A 20,239-nucleotide genomic window follows, 5' to 3' on the forward strand; every position below is an offset into this window, starting at 1 on the left:
CCCCGGTCGGCTACCCGGACAACGGGCCGGGCACCACGAGAGTGCCCGGCCCGTCGGCCCGCTTCTACTTCGCGGGCGGAGTCGGCTTCTTCGCGGTGTTCTTGCGCACCGGGGCCTTCTTGGCGGCGGCGGGCTTCTTCACCGCGGCCTCGGCGGGCCTGCCGTCCTTGACCTCGACGGGCTCGACCGGCCTGACCGGCTCCGGACGGGGGGCGGGCTTCGGCTCGGCCGCGGGCTCGACGGCCACGGCGATGTCCTCGATGCCCTCGGCGGCGTCGCCGCGCCAGGTCTTCACGGCCTGCTCGCCGTGCTCGGCGACCTTCTCGTAGGCCTCCCGGGCCTTGACCGCGTACTCGGCGGCGATGCCGACGCCGCGCAGCGCGAGGTCCTGGGCGTTCTCACCGAGCTTCTTCAGGTCCGTGTCGAGCGAGCCGATGAGCTCGCCGACCTTGCTCTGCAGGTTCTCCTGCGTCTCCCGGACCCGGACGGTCGCCCGCTCCTGGACCACCTTGGGGTCGGTGTTGCGCACGGCCTCGATACGGGCCGGGGCCTCGGTGCGCAGCTGCTCCACCAGGGCGGGCACCTTCTTGGCCTGCTGCAGCGCCAGGTCGGCGGTGCCGGCGGCGAAGTACAGCGGGGTCGGGTCGCTGAAGGTCTTGCGCAGGTCGTCGGTGATGGCCATGGTGATGGTCCTCCCGGATCGTTTCTTTCGGCTGAGGGTTTTATGTGATCCGCGGCGGGCGGCCGGTGCCCCGGTCCGGCTCAGCCGGCCGCGTCCGCCGCGGATCGCTGTCACTGTCGTCGGCGTCGTCGGCCGGGACGGGCGTCGCCTCACCGTCCTCGTCTCCCGCAAACCCGTTCTCCTTGCGGAACGACTCGTAGATCTGGAGCAGTACGTTCTTCTGCCGCTCGGTCAGCGTGGGGTCGGCGAGGACGACGGCCCGCGTCTCGACCTCGTCGCGGTCACGCTCGGCGTCGAGGATGCCCGCGCGGACGTACAGCGTCTCGGCGGAGATCCGCAGCGCCTTGGCGACCTGCTGCAGCACCTCCGCGCTCGGCTTGCGCAGCCCGCGCTCGATCTGGCTGAGATACGGATTCGACACCCCGGCGGCATCGGCGAGCTGCCGCAACGACAACTGCGCGTTGCGCCGCTGCTCGCGCAGATACTCACCGAGATTCCCGACGTTGAGCGAGGCCATGCCCCCACCCTGCCGCACCCCGCTAACTATTGCAAGCACCTGCTTGCAATAGTGCGCCACGGCACACGCACACACGCGTGACGCTAGCGTGGGCGCATGATCGTATGGATCAACGGGACTCATGGCGCGGGGAAGACGACGACCGCCGCGCTGGTGCAACGGTTGCTTCCGGACTCCCGGGTGTTCGACGCCGAGAAGGTCGGCGAGGCGTTGATGGACATCTCGCCGTCGCTGCCCGAGACCGGGAACTTCCAGCACTGGCCGCCCTGGCGGCCGCTCGTCGTCGAGACCGCGCGGCATGTGCTCGACTACACCGGCGGCACCCTGGTGATGCCCATGACCGTGCTCGTCGAGGAGTACTGGCGGGAGATCGGCGCGGGTCTCGACCGGTACGGCATCCCCGTACGCCACTTCGTCCTGCACGCCGACCAGGAGACCCTGCGCGGCCGTATCGCGGGTGACACCGTCCTCGGCCCCGACTCCCCGTTCCGCCTCGCCCACCTGGAGCCGTACGCGCAGGCGGCCCGTACCTGGCTGCACGCCGAGGCCGAGGTCGTCGACACCACCCGCCTCACCCCCGCCGAGACCGCGCTGCGGATCGCGGAGGCCGTCAAGGACTGACCCCCGTTGTCAGTGGCGTCGGCGATGATCCCGGGCATGACTGCGACCACCGCCGACGCACCACGCCTCGCGGACGAGGTGCGCACCAGCGCCGTCCGGATCGCCCGCGTGCTGGAAAGCTCCGGATACCGGGCGGACTTCACGCCGATGAGCCTGCGGGACGTCGAGCGCTTCATGGCCGAACACAGCGACCACGGGATCGCGGTGGAGGGAGGCCTCCTCGCGACCGGCCTCGGACCCCGCCTGTTCGCCCTCGGCGCCTATCTCGGGGAGACGGTCCGGCGCAGCGCCGGCGGGAGCTGGGAGGCGGACGACGACGCCCCGCCCGGCGAGGCCGACATCAGACTCCGTCTCCCCGACGGCTCGGTCATCTGGCCCGTCCAGCGCATACTCAAACGCTTCCAGCACGGCTACGAGGACAGCCTCATCGGCTACGCGATGGGCCTGGGCCTGCAGCCGGCCCGCCCCCGCGCACGGTGGCGCCGTCGAGCCCGTGCGCGATGACCGCCCCGGGACCGCGACCGTCCTTCGGGCCTCGCGAACTGTGGTGAGGGTGCGGGCGCGGGCGGGAGACTGGGGCGTATGACTTCACCGACCGGTGCCGCCGGGAGCGACCTCCGCCTCTACCTCCAGTCCGCCCGTGACGCCCTGCTCTGGAAGCTCGACGGGCTGTCCGAGTACGACGTCCGGCGGCCGATGACGCCGACCGGGACCAATCTGCTCGGGCTGGTGAAGCATGTGGCGGGTATCGAACTGGGGTATCTGGGCGACACCTTCGGCCGGCCGTCCGGTGAGGCGATGCCCTGGCTCGCGGACGCCACCGAGACCAACGGGGACATGTGGGCCACCGCCGAGGAGTCCCGGGACGACATCACCGGCCTGTACCGGCGGGCGTGGGCGCACGCGGACGCGACGATCGAGGCGCTGCCGCTGGACACGACCGGCCGGGTGCCGTGGTGGCCGGACGGAAAGGACGAACTGACGCTGCACCACGCCGTGGTCCGGGTCGTCGCCGACACCCAGCGGCACGCCGGGCAGGCCGACGTCCTGCGCGAACTCATGGACGGCGCGGCGGGGATGAGCGAGACCGACACCAGCCTGCCGTCGCACGATCCGGCGTGGTGGGCGGCCTACCGGGACCGGCTGGAGCGCGTCGCCCGGGAGGCGTGACCGGCCCGCTCCAAGAACCGGCCGAGGCCCTTCATCCCGCCGCGCGAGCCCACTCCCCCAGCACCGGAACGCACTTCTCGGCGAAGTACTCGTAATCCTCCGCCGTGTTGTAGACGTGCGCGGACAGCCGTACGTAGCCCACGCCGCCGAAGCTGGTGAACGCCGTCTCCACGCCCAGTTCCGCGGGTGCCCGGTCACGCAGGGCGTCGGCGGCGAGGCGGGTGCCGGCCAGGCCGTCGGGCAGGCGCACCAGCCGCATGCCGGGGACGGGCATGCCGACGTCGACGGAGGCGTCCGTGCCGGTCAGTGCGGCGAGCGCGTCGCCCACGACCCGCGCACCGTAGGCGACCAGCTCGTCCATGTAGCGGCGGGCGGCCGCCCACCCCCAGGCCGCGTCGATGAAGTCGAGGGCCGCGGGTGCGGCCAGCGGGCCGGTCGCGTCGACCGTGCCCTGCTGGTCGAAGCGTTCGGGGTACGGATCACCGGCGCCCCACGAGTCGATCAGCGGGTACAGCCCGTCCCGCAGCGGGCCGCGCGCCACCAGGGCCGCGGTACCGCGCGGGGCGCAGCCCCACTTGTGCAGATTGCCCGTCCAGAAGTCGCAGGCCAGCCCCTCGAGCGGCGCGGCGATCAGACCGGGCGCGTGCGCGCCGTCCACGAGCAGCGGGATGCCGCGCCGCCGCAGTTCCGCGCCGATCCGCCGCACCGGCAGCCGGCGGGCGGTCGCCGAGGTGATCTGGTCGAGGACGACGAGCCCGGTGTCCGCGCCGACCTCGGCCAGCACCGCCTCGTACGCCTCCTCCTCGCCGGCGTCCAGCGGCACCCCGGCCGTGCGCACCCGGCCGCCCCAGCGGCGGGCCAGCCGTTCGGCGCCCATCGTGACGGCGCCGTAGCCGTGGTCGGTGACGACGATCTCCCCGCCGCCCCGGCGCTCCAGGTTGGCGTACACGACGCTCGCGCCGGCGCTCGCGTTCGGCACCAGGGCGAGGTCACCGGCGTCGGTGCCGAGGAAGGCGGCGAGTTCGGCGCGGGCCGCCGCGAGCCGTCCCGGCAGTTCGGGGAACCACACCACCGGGGCGCTCTCCATCCGCTCCCGCGCCTCCCGCTGCCGCTCCTGGGCGGCCAGCGGTACGGCGCCGAAGGAGCCGTGGTTGAGATGGCGCAGCGCGGGGTCCAGCGTCCACGCCCGTGCGGCAGGCCGGCCGTCGGGCAGCAGCAGGGGGCGGGGCGGGACGGCGGTGACCTCGGACTCGCTCACATGACTCCCATCCGCGAGGAACATCGGGGCACCCATTCGACACCACCCGCCCGGCCGCCCCGCTTCCGGGGCACAGGTCACAGCCGTACGCACAAAAAAGTGCGTACTTGGCAGTGCGGCCGCGTGCGGCGAACCTGGACGCGGGGACAGGGAGGGAGCGGAGACGACCCGGCCGTCAGGAGGCCGGGGCCCCGGTGAGCCGGGACAGGCGGCGGTGGCCCCAGTCGGACAGCGGTCCGAGCGCCTCGGCGAGCTCACGGCCGAACGCGGTCAGGGAGTAGACCGTCTTCGGCGGCAGCACGTCGTACACCTCCCGGTGCACGAGTCCGTCCGCCTCCATCTCCCGCAGCGCCTGCGTCAGCACCTTCTCGGTGAGGCCGGGCACCTGCCGGCGCAGCGCGGCCGGCCGGTGCGGCCCGGACTCCAGCAGCCACAGCAGCGTGGTCTTCCACTTGCCCTCGATCACGGCGATCGCGGCGGTCACCCCGCAGACGTCCGGATCGTGGCGCCGGTGCACCATGCCATGCCCCTTTCCCGATCAATTGCCTTGAATATTAAGGGAGTCACACCATGACCGAACATCCGCGGCAGCCGTCCGTCACCGTCCTCGGGCTCGGCCCGATGGGCCGGGCGCTGGCCGGCGCCTTCCTGGACGCGGGCGTGCGCACCACCGTCTGGAACCGCACGCCCGGCCGGGACGCCGAGCTGAGCGCCCGGGGCGCGGTCCCGGCGCCGTCGCCGCAGGAGGCGGTCGCCGCCTCCTCGCTCACCGTCGTCTGCGTGGTGAACTACGACGCCTCGGACGCCGTCCTGCGCGGGGACGCCGTCGCCGCCGCGCTCAAGGGCCGTACGGTGGTGAATCTGAGCGCCGACGTCCCCGGCCGGGCCCGCGACACCGCCGACTGGGCCGCCGGGCACGGCATCCGCTACCTGGACGGCGCGATCATGACCCCGACCCCGTCCATCGGTACGGACGACGCGGTCCTCCTCCTCAGCGGCCCCGAGGAGCTGTACCGGGAGCACCGGCCCGTCCTCGCGGCGCTCGGCGGCACCCACACCCATCTCGGGGAGGACATCGGCCGGGCGGCGGCCTACGACATCGCGCTGCTCGACGTCTTCTGGACGGCGATGGCCGGCTACACGCACGCCCTCGCCCTGGCCCGCGCGGAGGGCGTCGCCGCGACGGAACTCGCCCCCTTCGCCCAGGGGATCGCCGCGATCCTGCCGCCGCTGTTCACCGAGTTCGCGGCCGACGCCGATGCGGGCACGTACTCGGGCGAGCTGAACCCGGTCACCTCGGCCGCTTCGACGATGGCCCACGTCGTCCACGCCGCCGAGTCCCACGGCATCGACGCGGGCGTGATGCGCGTGATCGAGGGCCAGGCCCGCCGGGTCATCGCCCTCGGCCACGGCGCGGACGGCTTCACCCGCGTCACCGAACTCCTGGCGGGCCGCTGACGAAGCACCACGGCGCGCTCACACCAGGGCGCGGGCGAGGTACGGGTTCGCCGTGGAGCGCAGGGGGAGGCCGAGGGAGCCGATGGCGACGGCCAGGGTCACGGCGTAGGAGTCCACCGCCCGCTTGACGTTGGGCGCGTCCAGGCTCTCGCCGTTGACGATGCGGTCGAGGTCGATGTACGCCGAGCGGACGATCTCCAGGCGGCGGTACACCTGCCAGTCCTTGTGCCAGTCCCGGGTGTACGCGGCCGGCAGCCGGTCCTCCCAGCGGCGGAACATCCGGTCCCGGATCTCCGGCCGGGTCGGGGTGAGGTGCATATGGCGGACCAGGTCGTGGAGGGGGTCGCCGATCAGGGCCATCTCCCAGTCGATGATGGTCAGCGCGTAGGAGCCGCCCCGGCGCACCAGGTTCCAGGGGTTGAGGTCGCCGTGCAGCAGGGACGGCTCGCGGTGGCTCACCTCGAACCGGGAGAGGATCTGGTCCAGGCGGCCCGCGTCCGGCAGCCCCAGCTGCCGGGCCAGCTGCTGCGACTTCTTGGGCAGCTCCCCGACCAGCAGTACGAGCTGGTCCTTCAGCCGGCGGTGGAAGCCGCGCTCCCCCGCCAGTGGGTCGAGGGGGTGGTAGTTCACCCCGGTCAGCGCGCAGAGCTGGTCGACGAGGCTGTCGGCCTCGTGCGGCAGCAGGCCGTTCACCGGATGGTTCGGCGAGTGGGCGATGTCGTGCGGGCCCACATAGGTGTGGACGGCGAAACGGTCGTTGGGGTAGCTCTCGCCCAGCGCCAGGGCGCGCGGTGCCGCGACCTCGACGGGTGTGCGCTCGATGGCGCGGAGCACGGCGTGCTCGCTGAGGAAGCTGCGCTCGCGCCGCCGGACGCCGGGCAGCCTGCGCCGTACGACGACGGGCCCCGCGTGGCCCGGGACCCGGACCACGGTGTTGAGGTGCGCGGTGCCCTTGAACACCCGGTTCGCCGGGGCGGCGCCCTCCACCGCGAGGGCGTCCAGGACGGCGGACTCGGGGAAGTCGCCGGGCAGCGGCAGCCGCCGGTCCTGCTGCCAGCCGAAGGCCTGGTCGCGGTCGGGGCCGTCGTGATCGCGGCCCCGGCGGGACGCCAGCCAGCGGAACAGGGCCCGTTCGATCTCCCGCGCACCGGGCACGTTCCTGAGCCGCAGCGGCAGCGCGGCGGCCTCCAGCGCCCGTCGCACCTCCGCCGTCGCCTCGTCGAGGTTCTTCTGGCTGAACGCGTGCTCCAGGGACTGCGCCGCCCGCATCACGTCCGGGAAGACCGACTGGGCGCGCTCGAAGGCCAGGTAGTGCCGCAGGTCCTTCGCCAGTCCGCTGACCGCGGCGGGACGGATACCCCGCATGGCCTCCTCCCAGGCGTCGATCACCTCGGGCCACTGATGGGCCGGGTATCTCATGCGCACCAGGTGGGTCGCCAGGTCGTGCAGCGGGTCGCCGTAGGTCGCCAGCTCCCAGTCGACGCAGATCAGCGGCGGAGTACCGCCGTAGGAGACGATCACGTTGTCGCGGTGCAGGTCCGCGTGGAGCAGGCTGTACGGCCGCCTGGTCATGGCGGGCACCCGTTCGGCCAGCCGGACCAGGGCGTCCTCCGGGATGCCCAGCGCGGCGAACAGCCCGCCGAAGACGGCCCAGTTGGGCTGGCGGACCTGCCGGTCGGCCAGATGCGCCAGTGTCCGCAGGAAGCCCTGGCTGTCGGTGTCGTTGAAGGGCCAGCCGCGCGGCAGGGGAGGCAGGGCGCTGCGCCGCACATCGGCCATCTGCGCGAGCAGTCCGGCCAGTGCCCTGATGAGCAGCGTGTCCACGGGCTTTCCGTTGCCGCAGACGCTGGACAGCGGTACGCCCTCCACATAGCTGTGGAGGGCGAAGCCGTCGCCTTTGGCCAGGCACTGCGGCACATGGGGGAGGACCCCTCTGACCGCGCCGAGGATCTCGTCCTCGTTCTCCCAGGTCCTGATCACCACCGGCAGCGCCTCGGCCCGGCGGATGCGTACCGTCACGGAGGTCCCCGCCTCACGTCCCAGCAGCCGGGCCACCGGCTCGGTCAGCGGTAGTACGTAGTTCTGGTTGTGGTGGCCGCTGTTGGCCGTCCCGTTCCGGGTGGCCTGTTCCATGAAGTCCTGGAGCCGGGCGCGGAACGCGGGGAGGGGTGGTGCGCCCACGGGCCGCTCCGGGAGGTACGAGGGGAGTCACGACTGACGGTACGCATACGGCCTCCTGCCCCGCACACGGAGCACCCCCTGCCGGTCCGGAGGTGGTGTCGCCTGTCTGCGGGAGGCCGCCGGGGCCGTTCGGGTCGGCTGTTGTGTCCCTTGGTACGAACGGGGGCGAGCGCTTGCTCAGTCGGTGCGCGAATGCTACAGCACGCGGTTCACGCGGAGAGCAGATCCCAGACCGAGTCGAACCACTGCCGCATGCTGTCCACGAAGACGGAGCCGGGAGCGGCCGGGTCGTCCGTCTTCTCGTGGTGGGTGAGGGTCGCCCCGAGGCCCAGGACGTCCAGGGCCGTGATCACCTCGTCCGCGTTCAGCTTGAGCGGCCGCTCGATGATCTCGTACATGCCGTGCAGGACCTCGACGGTGTTGAAGAGGTAGAGCTTGAAGGTGGGGGTGAGGGGGGTGTGCCGGATCCGGACGTCGACCGAGGGCACGAGACCCTCCGTCTGCAGGTCCCTCAGCGCCCCCAGCAGTGAGGTGGTGTGCCACTCGGTGATGGTGCGCAGCCGGTCGCGCATACGGGTGTCGTCCGGGTCGTCCTTGACCCGGGGGTAGGGCAGCGGCAGCGTCGAGTCGGGCAGGAGCATGCGGAGCGTGATGCGCTGGGGTGCGATGAAGCCGCCGCGGATGCGCTCCGCCTGCAGCCGGATGTGCATGTCGAGGGACTCGGACGTCAGCGTGTAGACGTCCAGGCTGACTTCGGGCTGCTCGAAGGCCTCGCTGATGAACGGGGCCAGGGTCACCGCGCCGCGCAGCCTCGTGGCCTTGGCCGCCGAGGACTGTATGCGCTGGGTCTTGACCACGCGGGAGCCGCTGCCCTGCCGCGACTCGATCCAGCCCTCGTCGGCCAGTTCCCGCAGGGCCCGCTGCACGGTGTCGCGGGAGACGCCCAGTTCCTCGGCCAGATCGCGCTGCGACGGCAGGAAGGAGCGCAGCGGATACGTGCCTCCCGCCATCCGGCCGCGCAGTTCGTCCGCGACCCGCTCGAACTCCCTGCCACCGCCGCCTTCGCCGGTCTGCTGTCCGTTCATGCGCGGACCGTACCGCTTCCGGTCCGGCGGCAAACCAATATGCACCAACTGGACGGCACCATTGGACGGTTGGTTAAGGGATCAACCTCGCCGGGAAGACCCCAGTCAGCACAACCAGTCCAATTGGACGGGAAGTTGAGACTTCTCTGAAAGTGGAAGGGAGATGGTCGGATCATGCCCCTGTTCCACATGCTCATGGGACTCGGCGAGCTGTCCCTGGGCCTGCTCGCCCAGACGAGACTGGGCCCCCTCGGTGTGGCACTCCTGTTCTTCCTCGGCGTGTGGATACGGGCACGCCGGGACGGCCCGGCCGTCGGGGCGGCGGTGGTGCTCACCGTGCTGATGATCCAGGCCTGAGGTCAGTGCCGGACCAGGCGCAGGACCGGTTCCAGGGAGTCCACGACCGTTTCGGCGCCCGCGTCGTACAGCAGCTTGCCCTTGCGCTCGTTGCGCGCGTAGCCGAGGAACGGGACGCCGGCCGCCTGCGCGGCGAGCAGGTCCGTCGGGGCGTCGCCGATCATCAGGGCGTTCCCGGGGGCGGCACCGATGGCGTTGAGGGCCCGGTTGATGCAGTGGGGGTCGGGTTTGAGGTGGTTCAGCTCCTGTGTGCGCCCGTACACATGGGGGGCGAAGCAGGCGCCGAGGCCGCGGGAGGCGAGGTACTCGCGCACGACCCGGGGGGAGTTGTTGGTGGTGATGGCCAGCCGGGTGCCCACCGCGGCCCAGGTGCGGATCAGCGGATCGGCGTAGGGGGTGGGCATCGCCGAGACGGTGGCACGCGATTCCTCCTGGGTGAGCCGCTCCTCCAGCTCCGCGACCAGGTCGCTGCCGGGGTGCCGCCGGTCGACGGCGCGCAGGACCACGTGCGGGTCCAGCAACTCGCGTTCGTCCTCCGTCAGCAGGCCGTGCAGGCCCCGGCTCTCCAGCCAGGTCGCCAGGTCGTTCGCCACCCGCTCCGCGGAATGGCCCGCGAACAGCCGGCAGATGGGGCCGTCGAAGTCCCACAGCACGACACGGGCGTCCTCGATCAGCCGCCGCAGCTCGTTCGGTTCCTCGTCGGTTCCGGTCCGCTTCCCGCCTGTCACCGCATCCGTCTGTTTCGTCTCAGGAGTCACTAGGAGAGTGTCAGGTCCGACGTGATGGTTTCCCAGAGGGCGTCGAACCACTTCTGGGATTCCTCCACGAACGCCTGCTCCCGCCGGCCGTCCCGCTTGACGAAGGAGAACAGGAGGGACTGGGAGCCCAGGGCGTCGTACATCTCCAGGGTCTGGCTCTCCCACTCCTCCTCGCGCCGGGTCAGCATGTAGTAGCCGATCAGCGCCTCCTCGCCGTTGAGCAGGTACAGCTTCACCGGCGGGGTGAAGGGAAGCGCCCGGAAGGAGACGCGTACGTCGATGCCGTGGGTGGCGCGCAGCGCGAGCAGGTTGTGGCGCAGCACCCGGGCCTGGGCGTTGCGCATGGACAGCCAGCGCTCGTGGACGGGGTCGCCGTCCTTGTTCTCCCGGCCGTCGACCGGGACCGGGAAGGCCAGGTTGATCTCCCGGGACGGCAGCAGGAGGCGGACGTCGACCGACTCGGGGCGGATACGGCCCTCGTGGATGTGCCGGACGGGTTCGCTCAGTGCCAGCATCAGGCTCTCGGCGGTCAGGCAGACCGCGTCGACGCGCACGTGGGCCGGGGCGAACGCCTCCGTGAGGCGTGGCGCGAGGCCCACCATCGTCGGCTGGGGCTCCTCCCGGGCGGGGGGCGGCGCGGCGATCCGGGGCGGGCTGCCCTTGCCGTGATTGCTGAGCAGGCCGTCCTCGCGGAGGGCGTGCAGGGCCTGGCGAACGGTGCCGCGCTCCACGCCGAACTCCTCGGCCAGCTCCGCCTGGGTGGGCAGCCGGTCGCCCGCCTTGAGCTCGCCGGTCCGGATGCGTTCCCGCAGGGTGTCGGCGATCTCCTGGGGAGAGACTCTGCTGCTGCCGTTCACTGCCACGTTCTCCTGGGTCACGACCAAAAGCTACAACTTTGATCCATCTGGCGGGAGTTGTTTGAAAGTTGTTTGTAAGTACTGGCCAAGTGGGGACAACTTAGAGACAGTTGGTTACCAACTCCAGCAAGTTGGTCGGCCGATGGTTCCGCCGCCCCGCCGCATGCCCGAAGGAGGAACGCCCCATGCCCGTCCTCGCCCTCGTCTCCGCCGTCCTGGTCATCACCGTCGAACAGCTCGTCCAGTGGCAGTACGGCGCGGCCGGCATCGTCGGCCTGCTGCTGCTCACCATAGGCATCAGGGCCAACCGGCCGGGGCTCAGCTCCGCCGGAGCCGTGCTGCTCGCCCTGCTGGTGGCGAGGCCGGCCCTGTGAGCGGCCGGCGCGCGGGAGACCTCAGCCGGTGAGCACCAGCTCCGAACTGATCGTCTCCCACAGCGCGTCGAACCACAGCCGGGACTGCTCCACGAACGTGGTGTCCCGCAGGCCCGGCCCCTGCTCGAAGGTGAACAGCATGGACCGGATGCCCTGGGCGTCGTACATCTCCAGGTACTCCTGGTCGATCTGGGCCTTGCTGCGCGCCAGCGTGTAGTAGGCGAACAGCGCCTCCGTGCCGTTGAGCAGGTACAGCTTCACCGGCGGGGTGAAGGGGAGCGCGCGGAAGGTGACCCGTACGTCGATGCCGTGGGTGGCGCGTAGCGCCAGCAGGTTGTGGCGCAGCACCTGCCCCTGGGCGTTGCGCTGGGCCAGCCACCGCTCGTGGACCGGCCCCTCGGTGCCGCCGGACCCCTCGACCGGCACCGGGAAGGCGAGGTCGATGTTCCGGCCGGGCAGCAGGACCCGCAGGTCGACCTTGGCCGGTTTCAGCCGCCCGGAGTGAATCTGCCGCAGCGGCTCCCCGATGGCGAGGGTGAGGGAGATGGAGGTCAGACAGACGGCGTCGATCTCGACGTGCTCGGCCCCGAAGGCGGCGGCGACCCTGGGCCCGAGGCCCACCGTGGTGGGCAGCGGAGGTGCGGCGGGGCCGGTCAGCGCCCTGCCGGGGTCGGCGGCGACGGTCGCCGGGGCGCCCTTGGAGACGTTCGTGAGCAGCCCCTCGGACTGCAGGATGCGCAGCGCCTGGCGCACCGCGGGGCGCTCCACACCGAATTCGGCGGCCAGCTGGGCCTGGGTGGGCATGCGCTGGCCCGGCCGCAGCACCCTGGTCCTGATCCGGGTGCGCAGCTCGTCGGCCACCTCGCGATGTGTCGGCTGTGGCCGCTGGGGCTTCGTCCGACCAGTGGCGGAGGCGTGTTCCGGGTCCACAGCCAAACACTACAACTTCCCGCCATCTTCGGGCAGTTCAGTGAAGGATGGTTATAGGACTCTTCCAAGTGGCTATAACTAAGGAGAAGTTGGCTACCAACTCGCACAACCTGGTTGAGGCTCCTCAGGGGTTGGCCATCAGGAGGCGGGTGGGAGGCCGTGAACACCTAGGGGGACCGCCATGCCGCTCATCGCCATCGTCCTCGCAGCGCTGGCCATCGGGTTCGAGCAACTCGTCCAGTGGAAGTACGGACCGATGGGAATCATCGCCTTCGTCGCCCTCACCGTGGGCATCAAGGCACGCAACACCCTGGTCAGCGGCATCGGCGCGGTCATCCTCGTGATGCTGCTCGCCCAGTCCGGCTGACAGCACACCGTACGGACCGCCGGCCGGACTCCCTTCCGGAGGGGAGCCGGGAGCCCTGCCGACGGGCACCACCCGCACAACAACCACAACTGAACAGCTCGCTACGGATGAGAACCCACCCGTCGTCGACGGAAGGAGGCAGGCGGTACAGGCGCGACAGCGACCGCGCTCAGAACACGTCCGGGCACCACGGTCGCCTGGAAGTACGCAGCAGGGCGTCGGCCTGACGGACGGCGCCCGCTCGTTCTTCCCGGACCCGGCCGAGCGCCGCCAGCCGCACCGCCGACTCGTCACCGAGCCACAGCACGGCCAACTCGGCGACGTCCAGGGACAGATCGGCACTCCCGGCGGCCGGCTCACAGACCCCGGTCCCGTCCTCGGACACCTCCAGCCGGTAACGTCCCGCCGCCGCCCCCGCCCGGTCGGCCACCTCCAGCACCAGCGACCCCGCGCCCTCGTACGTCCGCGCCTCCAGGGCCCGTACGACGTCCAGGATCCGTACCCACAGCCAGTCCGCCTGTGTGGTCACGGCGGCTGCGCGCGGGTCCGGCAGGAAGTGCGGGAGCAGATCGTCCGGCGCCCGCCAGCCGCTCTTCACCCTCACCACCCAGTCGATGGAACACAGGTACAGCCACAGCGCGCGCTCGGCGGCCGGGGTCACCCCGGTCAGCCACTTCACCCGTGCCGTGTTCAGCGGCTGCTTGGCGTCGGTCCACTCGTCGTCGACGGTGTAGGCGGCCATGCCCTCCACCTCACCGGCGGCCGACCGGTACACCACGTAGTACGGCTCCTTGAAGTCCGGCCAGAAGCGCACCGCCCCGGTCGTCACCCGCCACCACAGCTCGTCCCGGCTGACCACGCCCGGCTGGGTACGGCGCAGCCGCTCATGCAGCTCGGGGCCCAGCTTGCGGACGTCCCCGGCGTCCACCAGGTCGACCCGGCCGCCGTCCTCCGGGCCCGCCCGGCGCGGGTCGAGACCGGCGCGCGGCACGTCGATCGTCCACTCGGCCGCCGAGGTGGCCGGGCCGAAGCCGTACCGCCCGTAGATCGGGTACTCGGCCGCGATCAGCGTCGCCACGACGTCCCCGCGCTCCTTCGCGGCGGCGAGGTCGCGCTCCATCATGCGGGTCAGCAGCCCGCGCCGGCGGTGGGTGGCGGTCACGGTGACGTTGGTGACGGCGTCGGCGGGCACGGTCGCCCCGCCGACCACCGTCAGCTCCTGAGCGAACGAACGGAACGTCGCCACACACCGCCCGCCGTCGAAGGCCCCGACCGACCGGCCGGGAGTGAACTGCTCCCGGCGCGCGTCGAGGATCTCCTCGGACAGGCCGGGCTCCCGCAGGAACCCCACGTTCATCGCCCGTTGCCAGTCGGCGAACTCGGACTCGGTGATCGGACGTACGTCGACGCCGGCGCGGGAGGTCATGACCTCACGGTAGGTCGGCCCCGCGCCGGGTGTCGAAGAGGTTTTCCCCGACCGTCCTCAGACGAGGAGGTCGTCGACCTGCGCCTCCCCGTCCCGGTACCGGCGCGCGATCTCCGCGCCGCACTCGTCCGCCGTACGCTGCAGCCGCTGCCGCCGCCGGGACACCTGCTGCTCGTACCGCACCAGCCGCCCCATCGCCGTGTTCAGCTCCCCGTCGGTGCGGGCGCCCAGGTCGGACAGCTCCACCTCGGCGAGCATCTCGGCCGCCAGCCGCCGGTACTCCTCGCTCTGCGGTGTCCCCAGCGTGACGTGCCGGGCGGAGGAGCGGTGCCGGGCCGGGGTGTCCCGCAGGATCTCCCCCAGCCGCTCGATCACGGACGCCTCCCCGCGCGCGACGACCGACGGCGTCTCCCGCGGCAGCCGCCGGGTCAGTTCCGCCCGCAGGATGTCGATCCGCCCCTGCAGCAGCCGCCGTACGTAACTCAGGTCGGTCTCGTCGCGCTGCGCGTCCCGGCGCACCGCCCGCAGTTCGGCCAGGCCGAGCACGAACAGGTCGTGCACCGCCCGGTCCTCGGGCAGCACCGGACTGTCCGTGCGCTGTGTGGGCGGCCGGCCGAACTCCCGCTCCCCGGTGCCCGACTGGGTCGACGCGACAGCCCCGCGCGGCTGTCCGATCCCCGGTGTGCTCATGTGCCTCAACCGTCCCCTCGACCGGCATGTGCCAGCATCGTGCCACCCCAAGCGGTCCCATTGTGAGCGAGTGCCCCCGATCCGCCCCAGATGGGCGGTAAGGAGTAAAAATAGCCCGACCGGGGTCCCTCGTGGGCCGCCGTCGGCCGTCTGTTCCCCGACCGGCATGATGGTCGTATGCGAGCAGTGGTACAGCGGGTCGACGGCGCGAGCGTGATCGTGGACGGCGAGACGGTGGGGGCGATCGAGGGCGAGGGACTGTGCGTCCTCGTCGGCGTCACCCACGAGGACACCATGGAGAAGGCGGCGCAGCTCGCCCGCAAGCTCTGGTCGGTCCGGATGCTCCAGGACGAGAAGTCCTGCAGCGACATCGGCGCCCCGCTGCTGGTGATCAGCCAGTTCACCCTTTACGGCGATGCCCGCAAGGGCCGTCGCCCCACCTGGAACGCCGCCGCGCCCGGCGATCTCGCCGAGCCGCTGGTCGACGAGGTGGTCACGCGGCTGCGCGCGCTGGGCGCGACGGTGGCGACGGGCCGCTTCGGGGCGAGGATGCGGGTGTCGCTGACCAACGACGGCCCGTTCACCGTGCTGCTGGAGATCTGAGCCGTACGGCTCAGGGCTCGACGACGGTCTCCTGGGCCGCCGCGGTGTCCCCGGCGAGCAGCCTGGCGTCCACCGGCACGTTCCGCTTCACCAGCGCCAGCGCGACGGGGCCCAGCTCGTGGTGGCGTACGGACGTCGTGATGAAGCCGATCTTCCGCCCGTCGGGGCCGTCGTCGGCGAGCCGGATCCCGGTCCCGGCCGGCGGCAGATGGACCTCGCTGCCGTCCAGGTGCAGGAAGACGAGGCGGCGCGGCGGCTTCCCCAGGTTCTGCACCCGGGCGACCGTCTCCTGGCCCCGGTAGCAGCCCTTCTGCAGATGCACGGCGGTGCCGATCCAGCCCAGCTCGTGCGGGATGGTGCGGTGGTCGGTCTCGAAGCCGACCCGCGGCCGGTGCTGCTCGACCCGCAGCGCCTCGTAGGCGAGGATCCCGGCGGCCGGCCCGGTCTTCCCGGTGTACGACTCCAGATCGGCGCGCGGCAGGAAGACGTCCCGCCCGTACGGCGTCTCGCGGACGACGACGCCCTCGGGCACGTCCGCGATGGACCCGGCCGGCAGATGCACCACGGCGGTGTCGGCGGTGCGGTCGGCGACCTCGACCCGGTAGAAGAACTTCATCGACTCCAGGTAGGCGATCAGCGCCTCCTGGCTGCCGGGCTCGACGTGCGCCCAGACCGTCTCCCCGTCGTCGACCAGATAGAGCGCGTGCTCGATGTGGCCGTTCGCGGAAAGTATCAGCGCCTCGGTGGCCCGGTGGGGCGGGAGGTCGGTGACGTGCTGGGTGAGCAGCAGATGCAGCCAGGTCAGCCGGTCGGAGCCGGACACGGCGACGACCCCGCGGTGGGACAGGTCGACGAAACCGGAACCGTCGGCGAGGGCGCGCTGCTCGCGGAACAGGTCGCCGTAGTGGGCGGCCACGCCTTCGTCCACGCCCTCGGCGGGGACGGCGCCGGGCAGGGTCAGCAGGGGGCTCTTCATATGCCTAGCCTACGACTCGGTAGTTGAACTCTTCAGGTCGCAGTCCTCGCACCGTCCGAAGATCGCGAAGTGCTTCATGTCGGTGTCGAACCCGAACTGCTCGCGCAGCTTCGCCGTGAACTCGGCGGCCACGGACACATCCGCCTCGATCACGTTCGTACAGTCCCGGCAGACCAGGTGGATGTGGTGGTGCCGGTCGGCGAGGTGGTATGTCGGCGCCCCGTGCCCGAGGTGGGCATGGCTGACGAGGCCGAGCTCCTCGAGGAGCTCCAGGGTGCGGTACACGGTGGAGATGTTGACCCCCGACGCCGTCTTCCGCACTTCGCAGAGGATGTCGTCGGGGGTCGCGTGTTCGAGGGTGTCCACGGCTTCGAGGACCAGCTGCCGCTGCGGGGTCAGCCGGTAGCCGCGCTGCCTGAGGTCACTCTTCCAGTCGGTGCTCACCACACCGACGAGTCTAGGGCCTGTCCGGCGGAGCAGGCCCTAGGAAGTCGGCGGCTCACCCGGGCTGCGACGAGCCGCCGGACAGGCCCTGTGGGCTACTTGAAGAAAGCGATGCCGTCGTCGGGCATGTCGTCGGGCAGGGCCTTGGCCCAGCGCTCGACCTCCTCCGGCGTGACGACCTTCTTCAGGTGCGCCGACATGTAGGGGCGCAGCTCGACCTCGGGGGTCTGCTTCTCGCCGACCCACATCAGGTCGCTCTTGACGTAGCCGTACAGCCGCTTGCCGCCGGTGTAGGGGCCCGAGGCGGCCGTGCGCGCCACCGCGTCCGTGACCAGGTCGATCTGCGGCTTCCGGTCGGCCAGCTCGCCGTACCAGATCTCGATGACGCCGTCGTCGCGGGTCATCGTCACCTCGACCTTGCGGTCCACGTCGATACGCCAGAAGCCGTGCTCGGACTCCAGCGGGCGGACCTTGTTGCCGTCGCCGTCCAGCACCCAGGTGTGGGAGGCGTACTCAAGGAAGTCCCGGCCGTCGTGGCGGAAGGTGACCTCCTGGCCGAAGTTGCACTTCTCGGCGCCCGGGAAGTCGTGCACGCCCGCGCCGGCCCAGTCGCCGAGCAGGAAGGCGAGCGGGACGAGGTCCTTGTGCAGGTCGGACGGGATCTCGATCATGAGCGGTACTTCCTGGCGTCGGTGATCAGCGCTGGCCCTGGTACAGCTTCTTCACGGTCAGTCCGGCGAAGGCGAGAACGCCGACGCAGACCAGGACCAGGAGAATTTCGAAGAAGAGGGTCACGGGGTGCTCCTTGAGCGGGGTGCGGTGCTGTGCAGGGGCCGGGCCCCAGCTTACGCGGCCGGGGCCCGGCCCTGGCGGCCGAGGTCCGCCGGGGTCTACCCCAGCAGCTGGCTCTGCAGCACGACCGTCTGCCGGAACGGCACGGCGTGCGCGGTGCCCTTGCGGGACTGCACCACCAGGGCGAGTACGTCACCGGCCGCGAGGTAGGCGTAACGCTCCTGCTCCTTGCCGTACGGCTTGGCCTCGACGTAGGGGGTGCGCTGGACCCCCGGGACGGCGATCTTCTCCGAGAAGCCCTTGTCGAAGCCCATGCTCTCGGTGCCCCGCACGGAGTACGCCGGGTCGCTGTAGGAGAAGTACGTGGTGAAGAAGGTGTCCTCGACCATGGCCGCGGTGTCGAACCGCAGCAGGTAGACCCGGGTCCGGGTGCCGTCCCCGGTGGTCCAGCCGCGTGCCGCGATGTGCCGGAGGCCGGCGTCGGTGAGCTTCTGCCGGAACTCGTCCCGGTCCTCCTTCTCGCCGTACTCCTTCAGGAAGTCGTCCGTCGCGAGCCAGCCGTCCTCGCCGCGCAGCGCCTCGTCCTCCTTCGCCCCCTTGGGGGCGGGCAGCAGCAGGGCGCGCAGGTCGGCGTGGTGGGTGCCGGCCGGGTTGGACTCGGCCGCGGGTCCGGGGCGGCCGGCGGGCAGCGGCGGCTTGGTCAGCGGCGGGTAGTCCCACCGTCCGTCGGACTCCGTCGCGAGTCCGGGTACGTCCGTACGCTCCATCCGGGTGATCCCGTACGCCGTGCCGGCGCCGGCCACGGCGAAGACCACGACGGCGGCGGTCCAGCGCAGGGCGGCGCGCAGCACGCGGCGGTCGCCGCGCGCGGGCGGGGGCCCGGGCGGTGCGGCGGGGACGGGTGGCGGGGTGGGGGCGGACCCGCCCTCGGGGAGGACCTGCTGCTCGCTCATACGGCCTTCCCGGGTTCGTCGATACGGTCCAGCTGCTGACCGAACAGCGTGGCGACGCTCTTGGTGTCGAGGGGCTTGCCGCCCGCGGCCGTGAGGGTGACCAGCACGTCCCCGACGTAGGCGGAGCACTCCATCGAGTCGATCCCGGCCTCCTCGTCCTCGGGCGGCAGGAAGCACTTGGCGTTCTTGTGGCCCTTGATCTTCGGGCCCTCGCGGAAGATGTCGAGGGCCTCGATGAAGCCGTCCTGGTACGTCGCTAGGTCCCGCACGGCCTCCCGGTCCTTCATCCGGGTGAGCACGATGCCCACGGTGTAGACCTCTATCGGGCTGTAGACGCTGGTCGACCCGCTGGTGTAGCTGCGCATCGCCATCCCCTGCACGCGCCAGCTGTCGATCTCCTTCTCCAGCTCCTTGCGCTCGGAGCGCGGGAGACCGCTCAGCGCCCTCTTGTGCAGGGCGGAGGCCCTGGCCCCGTCGAACTGTTCGTCCCTGCCGAACTCGGAGAGGTCCGGTCCCGGGAGGAGGTTGTCGTACCCGTACGGCACGAGCATTCCGGCCAGCCCCCGCTCCTCGGGCTTCTCCGTCGCGGCGGCGGACGCCTTGGGCAGCTTCCAGCGGGGCGCGCCGGCGTCGCGGTCCGCGCCGTTCACGGTCACGACGGTGTAGCCCACGCCGGCGATCACGGCCCCGGCCAGCAGTACGGACCCGGCGACGGCGGCGATGCGCCCCCATCGCACGGGCCGCTTCGCGGCGGGTTCGGCGACCGGCTCGGCGGCCGACTCGGCGACCGGCTCGGCGACCGGCTCGGCGACCGGCTCGGGCGTCTGCTCCTCGGGCGGGGTCTCTGTCTCGCTCACAGCCGCTCCATCTGCCGCTCGGCCAGATCCATGATCATTTTCTTGGGGACCGGCTTGGACCCGTACACCCAGATCTCCACGGCGATGTCCCCCCGCCAGATGTGCGCCTCCGCGCCGTACACGGGCTCGTAGCCGGGCTCCCGGTCGGGGTTCTTGTGGACGTACACCCGGCCCTCCCCGGTGCCGGGCACGAGCCAGCTGTCGGTGCCGTCCTCCTCGTCCGCCCAGTACTGGCTGTTGTCGACCGTCTCGGCGGCGGCCAGGGTCTCCTCCTGGCGGAACTGGATGAGCCGGATCTCCACGCTGTGGTCGTTGTCGGACCACCCGGTGACGGCGGCACGGCGGAACCCGTCCATGACGAGCCCCCCGAACATGTCCCCGGGCTCCTCGTAGTACCCGGCGAACTCGGTGAGCTCCATCCAGCCGTCACTGCCCATCGGCCAGTCGGGCTCCTCGGCCCCGCGCGGCTTCTTGAGCAGCAGCTTGCGCAGATCACCGTCGGTCTTCACCCGCCGGTCCCGTGCGGCCGGCAACGGCTCGGGTGCCTCGCCCTTCGCCTGCGCGAGCACGGGCTGCGACAGCGGGGGCAGCCCGGTGGGCTCCCGGTCGGCCTGCACGAGATACCCGGCACAGGTACCGGCGACCACACCGAGCACGGCGGCGACGGCGACGAGGGCGACAGTCCGCCCGCGCCGCCGCTTCGGGGCCGCGCCGGGGGCATCGGAAGCCCCCGGGGCCTCCGAGGCATGACCCGCCTCGGCCGGGGCTGCCGGGGTGGCCCCCGGCGGGGGCGGTGTGGCCGGTGATCTGTCCGCTGGTTCTTCGGGTTGTTCCAAGACTTCCCCCACAGAAGGTGAAGCGCGTATTCCGACTACGCGCGCAC

General features: G+C 71.6%; 25 protein-coding genes. 8 read left to right on the plus strand and 17 right to left on the minus strand.

The features are described from left to right. Positions 1-64: 64 nt before the first annotated feature. Positions 65-682 (minus strand): hypothetical protein, encoded by a 618-nt coding sequence (locus IF28_RS0122755; protein ID WP_030223514.1) that lies wholly within the window; start codon positions 680-682, stop codon positions 65-67. A gap of 40 nt (positions 683-722) precedes the next feature. Next, entirely contained in the window at positions 723-1,199 is a 477-nt protein-coding gene (locus IF28_RS36500; protein ID WP_051713837.1) for a helix-turn-helix domain-containing protein, read from the minus strand. Positions 1,200-1,295: 96 nt separating this feature from the next. Here IF28_RS36500 and IF28_RS0122765 point away from each other — a divergent pair, with 96 nt between their 5' ends. The 3 genes from IF28_RS0122765 (at position 1,296) to IF28_RS0122775 (ending at position 2,990) form a co-directional block, all read left to right on the plus strand. After that, positions 1,296-1,820 carry an AAA family ATPase gene (locus IF28_RS0122765; protein ID WP_030223518.1) on the plus strand — a complete coding sequence of 175 codons (525 nt, stop codon included), beginning with the start codon at positions 1,296-1,298 and terminating at the stop codon, positions 1,818-1,820. A 36-nt stretch (positions 1,821-1,856) separates the two neighbouring features. Further along, on the plus strand, positions 1,857-2,324 hold the full coding sequence (locus tag IF28_RS0122770; RefSeq protein ID WP_158713708.1) for a hypothetical protein: 468 nt from the start codon (positions 1,857-1,859) through the stop codon (positions 2,322-2,324). Between the two features lie 78 nt (positions 2,325-2,402). After that, positions 2,403-2,990, plus strand: a complete 588-nt coding sequence (locus IF28_RS0122775; protein WP_030223522.1) for a DinB family protein — start codon at positions 2,403-2,405, stop codon at positions 2,988-2,990. Between the two features lie 31 nt (positions 2,991-3,021). Here the strand turns inward: IF28_RS0122775 and IF28_RS0122780 are convergent, their stop codons facing one another. Together IF28_RS0122780 and IF28_RS0122785 are read right to left on the minus strand one after the other, a co-directional pair. Continuing rightward, the gene (locus IF28_RS0122780; RefSeq protein ID WP_420713791.1) at positions 3,022-4,272 is read right to left on the minus strand and encodes an aminotransferase class V-fold PLP-dependent enzyme; all 1,251 of its coding nucleotides are present in this window, start codon (positions 4,270-4,272) and stop codon (positions 3,022-3,024) included. A gap of 151 nt (positions 4,273-4,423) precedes the next feature. Beyond that, a complete protein-coding gene (locus tag IF28_RS0122785; protein ID WP_030223526.1) occupies positions 4,424-4,768 on the minus strand; it encodes a winged helix-turn-helix transcriptional regulator in 345 nt (114 codons plus the stop codon). Between the two features lie 50 nt (positions 4,769-4,818). On the opposite strand from IF28_RS0122785, the gene IF28_RS0122790 reads away from it, so the two are divergent. Beyond that, complete coding sequence (locus IF28_RS0122790; protein ID WP_030223527.1) at positions 4,819-5,706, plus strand: NAD(P)-dependent oxidoreductase; 888 nt, start codon at positions 4,819-4,821, stop codon at positions 5,704-5,706. Positions 5,707-5,724: 18 nt separating this feature from the next. Here the strand turns inward: IF28_RS0122790 and IF28_RS0122795 are convergent, their stop codons facing one another. Further along, positions 5,725-7,839, minus strand: coding sequence for an aminoglycoside phosphotransferase family protein (locus tag IF28_RS0122795; protein ID WP_030223528.1), 2,115 nt, complete (start codon positions 7,837-7,839; stop codon positions 5,725-5,727). A gap of 257 nt (positions 7,840-8,096) precedes the next feature. Beyond that, entirely contained in the window at positions 8,097-8,972 is an 876-nt protein-coding gene (locus IF28_RS0122800; protein ID WP_030223530.1) for a winged helix-turn-helix domain-containing protein, read from the minus strand. A 174-nt stretch (positions 8,973-9,146) separates the two neighbouring features. Between IF28_RS0122800 and IF28_RS36505 the strand changes: the two genes are divergently transcribed. Then, positions 9,147-9,329, plus strand: coding sequence for a hypothetical protein (locus tag IF28_RS36505; protein ID WP_037893792.1), 183 nt, complete (start codon positions 9,147-9,149; stop codon positions 9,327-9,329). Between the two features lie 2 nt (positions 9,330-9,331). Here IF28_RS36505 and IF28_RS0122810 read toward each other — a convergent pair whose 3' ends face one another. Next, positions 9,332-10,087: an HAD family hydrolase gene (locus IF28_RS0122810; RefSeq protein ID WP_234325326.1), complete on the minus strand. Its 756-nt coding sequence runs from the start codon at positions 10,085-10,087 to the stop codon at positions 9,332-9,334. Further along, on the minus strand, positions 10,087-10,971 hold the full coding sequence (locus tag IF28_RS0122815; RefSeq protein ID WP_078621345.1) for a winged helix-turn-helix domain-containing protein: 885 nt from the start codon (positions 10,969-10,971) through the stop codon (positions 10,087-10,089). Before IF28_RS0122815 ends, IF28_RS0122810 begins: the two co-directional genes overlap by 1 nt. 158 nt (positions 10,972-11,129) lie before the next feature. On the opposite strand from IF28_RS0122815, the gene IF28_RS0122820 reads away from it, so the two are divergent. Beyond that, the gene (locus IF28_RS0122820; protein WP_030223537.1) at positions 11,130-11,318 is read left to right on the plus strand and encodes a hypothetical protein; all 189 of its coding nucleotides are present in this window, start codon (positions 11,130-11,132) and stop codon (positions 11,316-11,318) included. 21 nt (positions 11,319-11,339) lie between these two features. On the opposite strand, the gene IF28_RS0122825 is transcribed toward IF28_RS0122820, so the two are convergent. Beyond that, a complete protein-coding gene (locus tag IF28_RS0122825; protein WP_078621347.1) occupies positions 11,340-12,254 on the minus strand; it encodes a FadR/GntR family transcriptional regulator in 915 nt (304 codons plus the stop codon). 175 nt (positions 12,255-12,429) lie between these two features. Here IF28_RS0122825 and IF28_RS0122830 point away from each other — a divergent pair, with 175 nt between their 5' ends. Next, on the plus strand, positions 12,430-12,615 hold the full coding sequence (locus IF28_RS0122830) for a hypothetical protein (protein WP_030223540.1): 186 nt from the start codon (positions 12,430-12,432) through the stop codon (positions 12,613-12,615). A 169-nt stretch (positions 12,616-12,784) separates the two neighbouring features. On the opposite strand, the gene IF28_RS0122835 is transcribed toward IF28_RS0122830, so the two are convergent. After that, positions 12,785-14,041, minus strand: a complete 1,257-nt coding sequence (locus tag IF28_RS0122835; RefSeq protein WP_030223542.1) for a GNAT family N-acetyltransferase — start codon at positions 14,039-14,041, stop codon at positions 12,785-12,787. A gap of 57 nt (positions 14,042-14,098) precedes the next feature. Beyond that, positions 14,099-14,731 (minus strand): hypothetical protein, encoded by a 633-nt coding sequence (locus IF28_RS0122840; RefSeq protein ID WP_030223543.1) that lies wholly within the window; start codon positions 14,729-14,731, stop codon positions 14,099-14,101. Between the two features lie 177 nt (positions 14,732-14,908). On the opposite strand from IF28_RS0122840, the gene dtd reads away from it, so the two are divergent. Then, positions 14,909-15,334, plus strand: a complete 426-nt coding sequence (gene dtd / locus IF28_RS0122845) for a D-aminoacyl-tRNA deacylase (protein ID WP_030223544.1) — start codon at positions 14,909-14,911, stop codon at positions 15,332-15,334. A 10-nt stretch (positions 15,335-15,344) separates the two neighbouring features. Here dtd and IF28_RS0122850 read toward each other — a convergent pair whose 3' ends face one another. The 6 genes from IF28_RS0122850 to IF28_RS0122880 all read right to left on the minus strand — a co-directional run bounded on the left by IF28_RS0122850 (position 15,345) and on the right by IF28_RS0122880 (position 20,192). Further along, positions 15,345-16,310 carry a YgfZ/GcvT domain-containing protein gene (locus tag IF28_RS0122850; RefSeq protein ID WP_030223547.1) on the minus strand — a complete coding sequence of 322 codons (966 nt, stop codon included), beginning with the start codon at positions 16,308-16,310 and terminating at the stop codon, positions 15,345-15,347. A 9-nt stretch (positions 16,311-16,319) separates the two neighbouring features. Next, entirely contained in the window at positions 16,320-16,757 is a 438-nt protein-coding gene (locus IF28_RS0122855; protein ID WP_030223548.1) for a Fur family transcriptional regulator, read from the minus strand. Positions 16,758-16,849: 92 nt separating this feature from the next. Beyond that, positions 16,850-17,425, minus strand: coding sequence for an FABP family protein (locus IF28_RS0122860; protein ID WP_030223550.1), 576 nt, complete (start codon positions 17,423-17,425; stop codon positions 16,850-16,852). Between the two features lie 219 nt (positions 17,426-17,644). Beyond that, positions 17,645-18,499: a hypothetical protein gene (locus IF28_RS0122870; RefSeq protein WP_030223554.1), complete on the minus strand. Its 855-nt coding sequence runs from the start codon at positions 18,497-18,499 to the stop codon at positions 17,645-17,647. Beyond that, entirely contained in the window at positions 18,496-19,356 is an 861-nt protein-coding gene (locus tag IF28_RS0122875) for a hypothetical protein (protein WP_311710884.1), read from the minus strand. The genes IF28_RS0122870 and IF28_RS0122875 overlap by 4 nt, the downstream gene beginning before the upstream one ends. Beyond that, positions 19,353-20,192 carry a hypothetical protein gene (locus tag IF28_RS0122880; RefSeq protein WP_234325327.1) on the minus strand — a complete coding sequence of 280 codons (840 nt, stop codon included), beginning with the start codon at positions 20,190-20,192 and terminating at the stop codon, positions 19,353-19,355. The genes IF28_RS0122875 and IF28_RS0122880 overlap by 4 nt, the downstream gene beginning before the upstream one ends. Positions 20,193-20,239: the final 47 nt, after the last annotated feature.

Source organism: Streptomyces sp. NRRL WC-3626, assembly GCF_000718785.1.
Lineage (GTDB): Bacteria > Actinomycetota > Actinomycetes > Streptomycetales > Streptomycetaceae > Streptomyces > Streptomyces edwardsiae.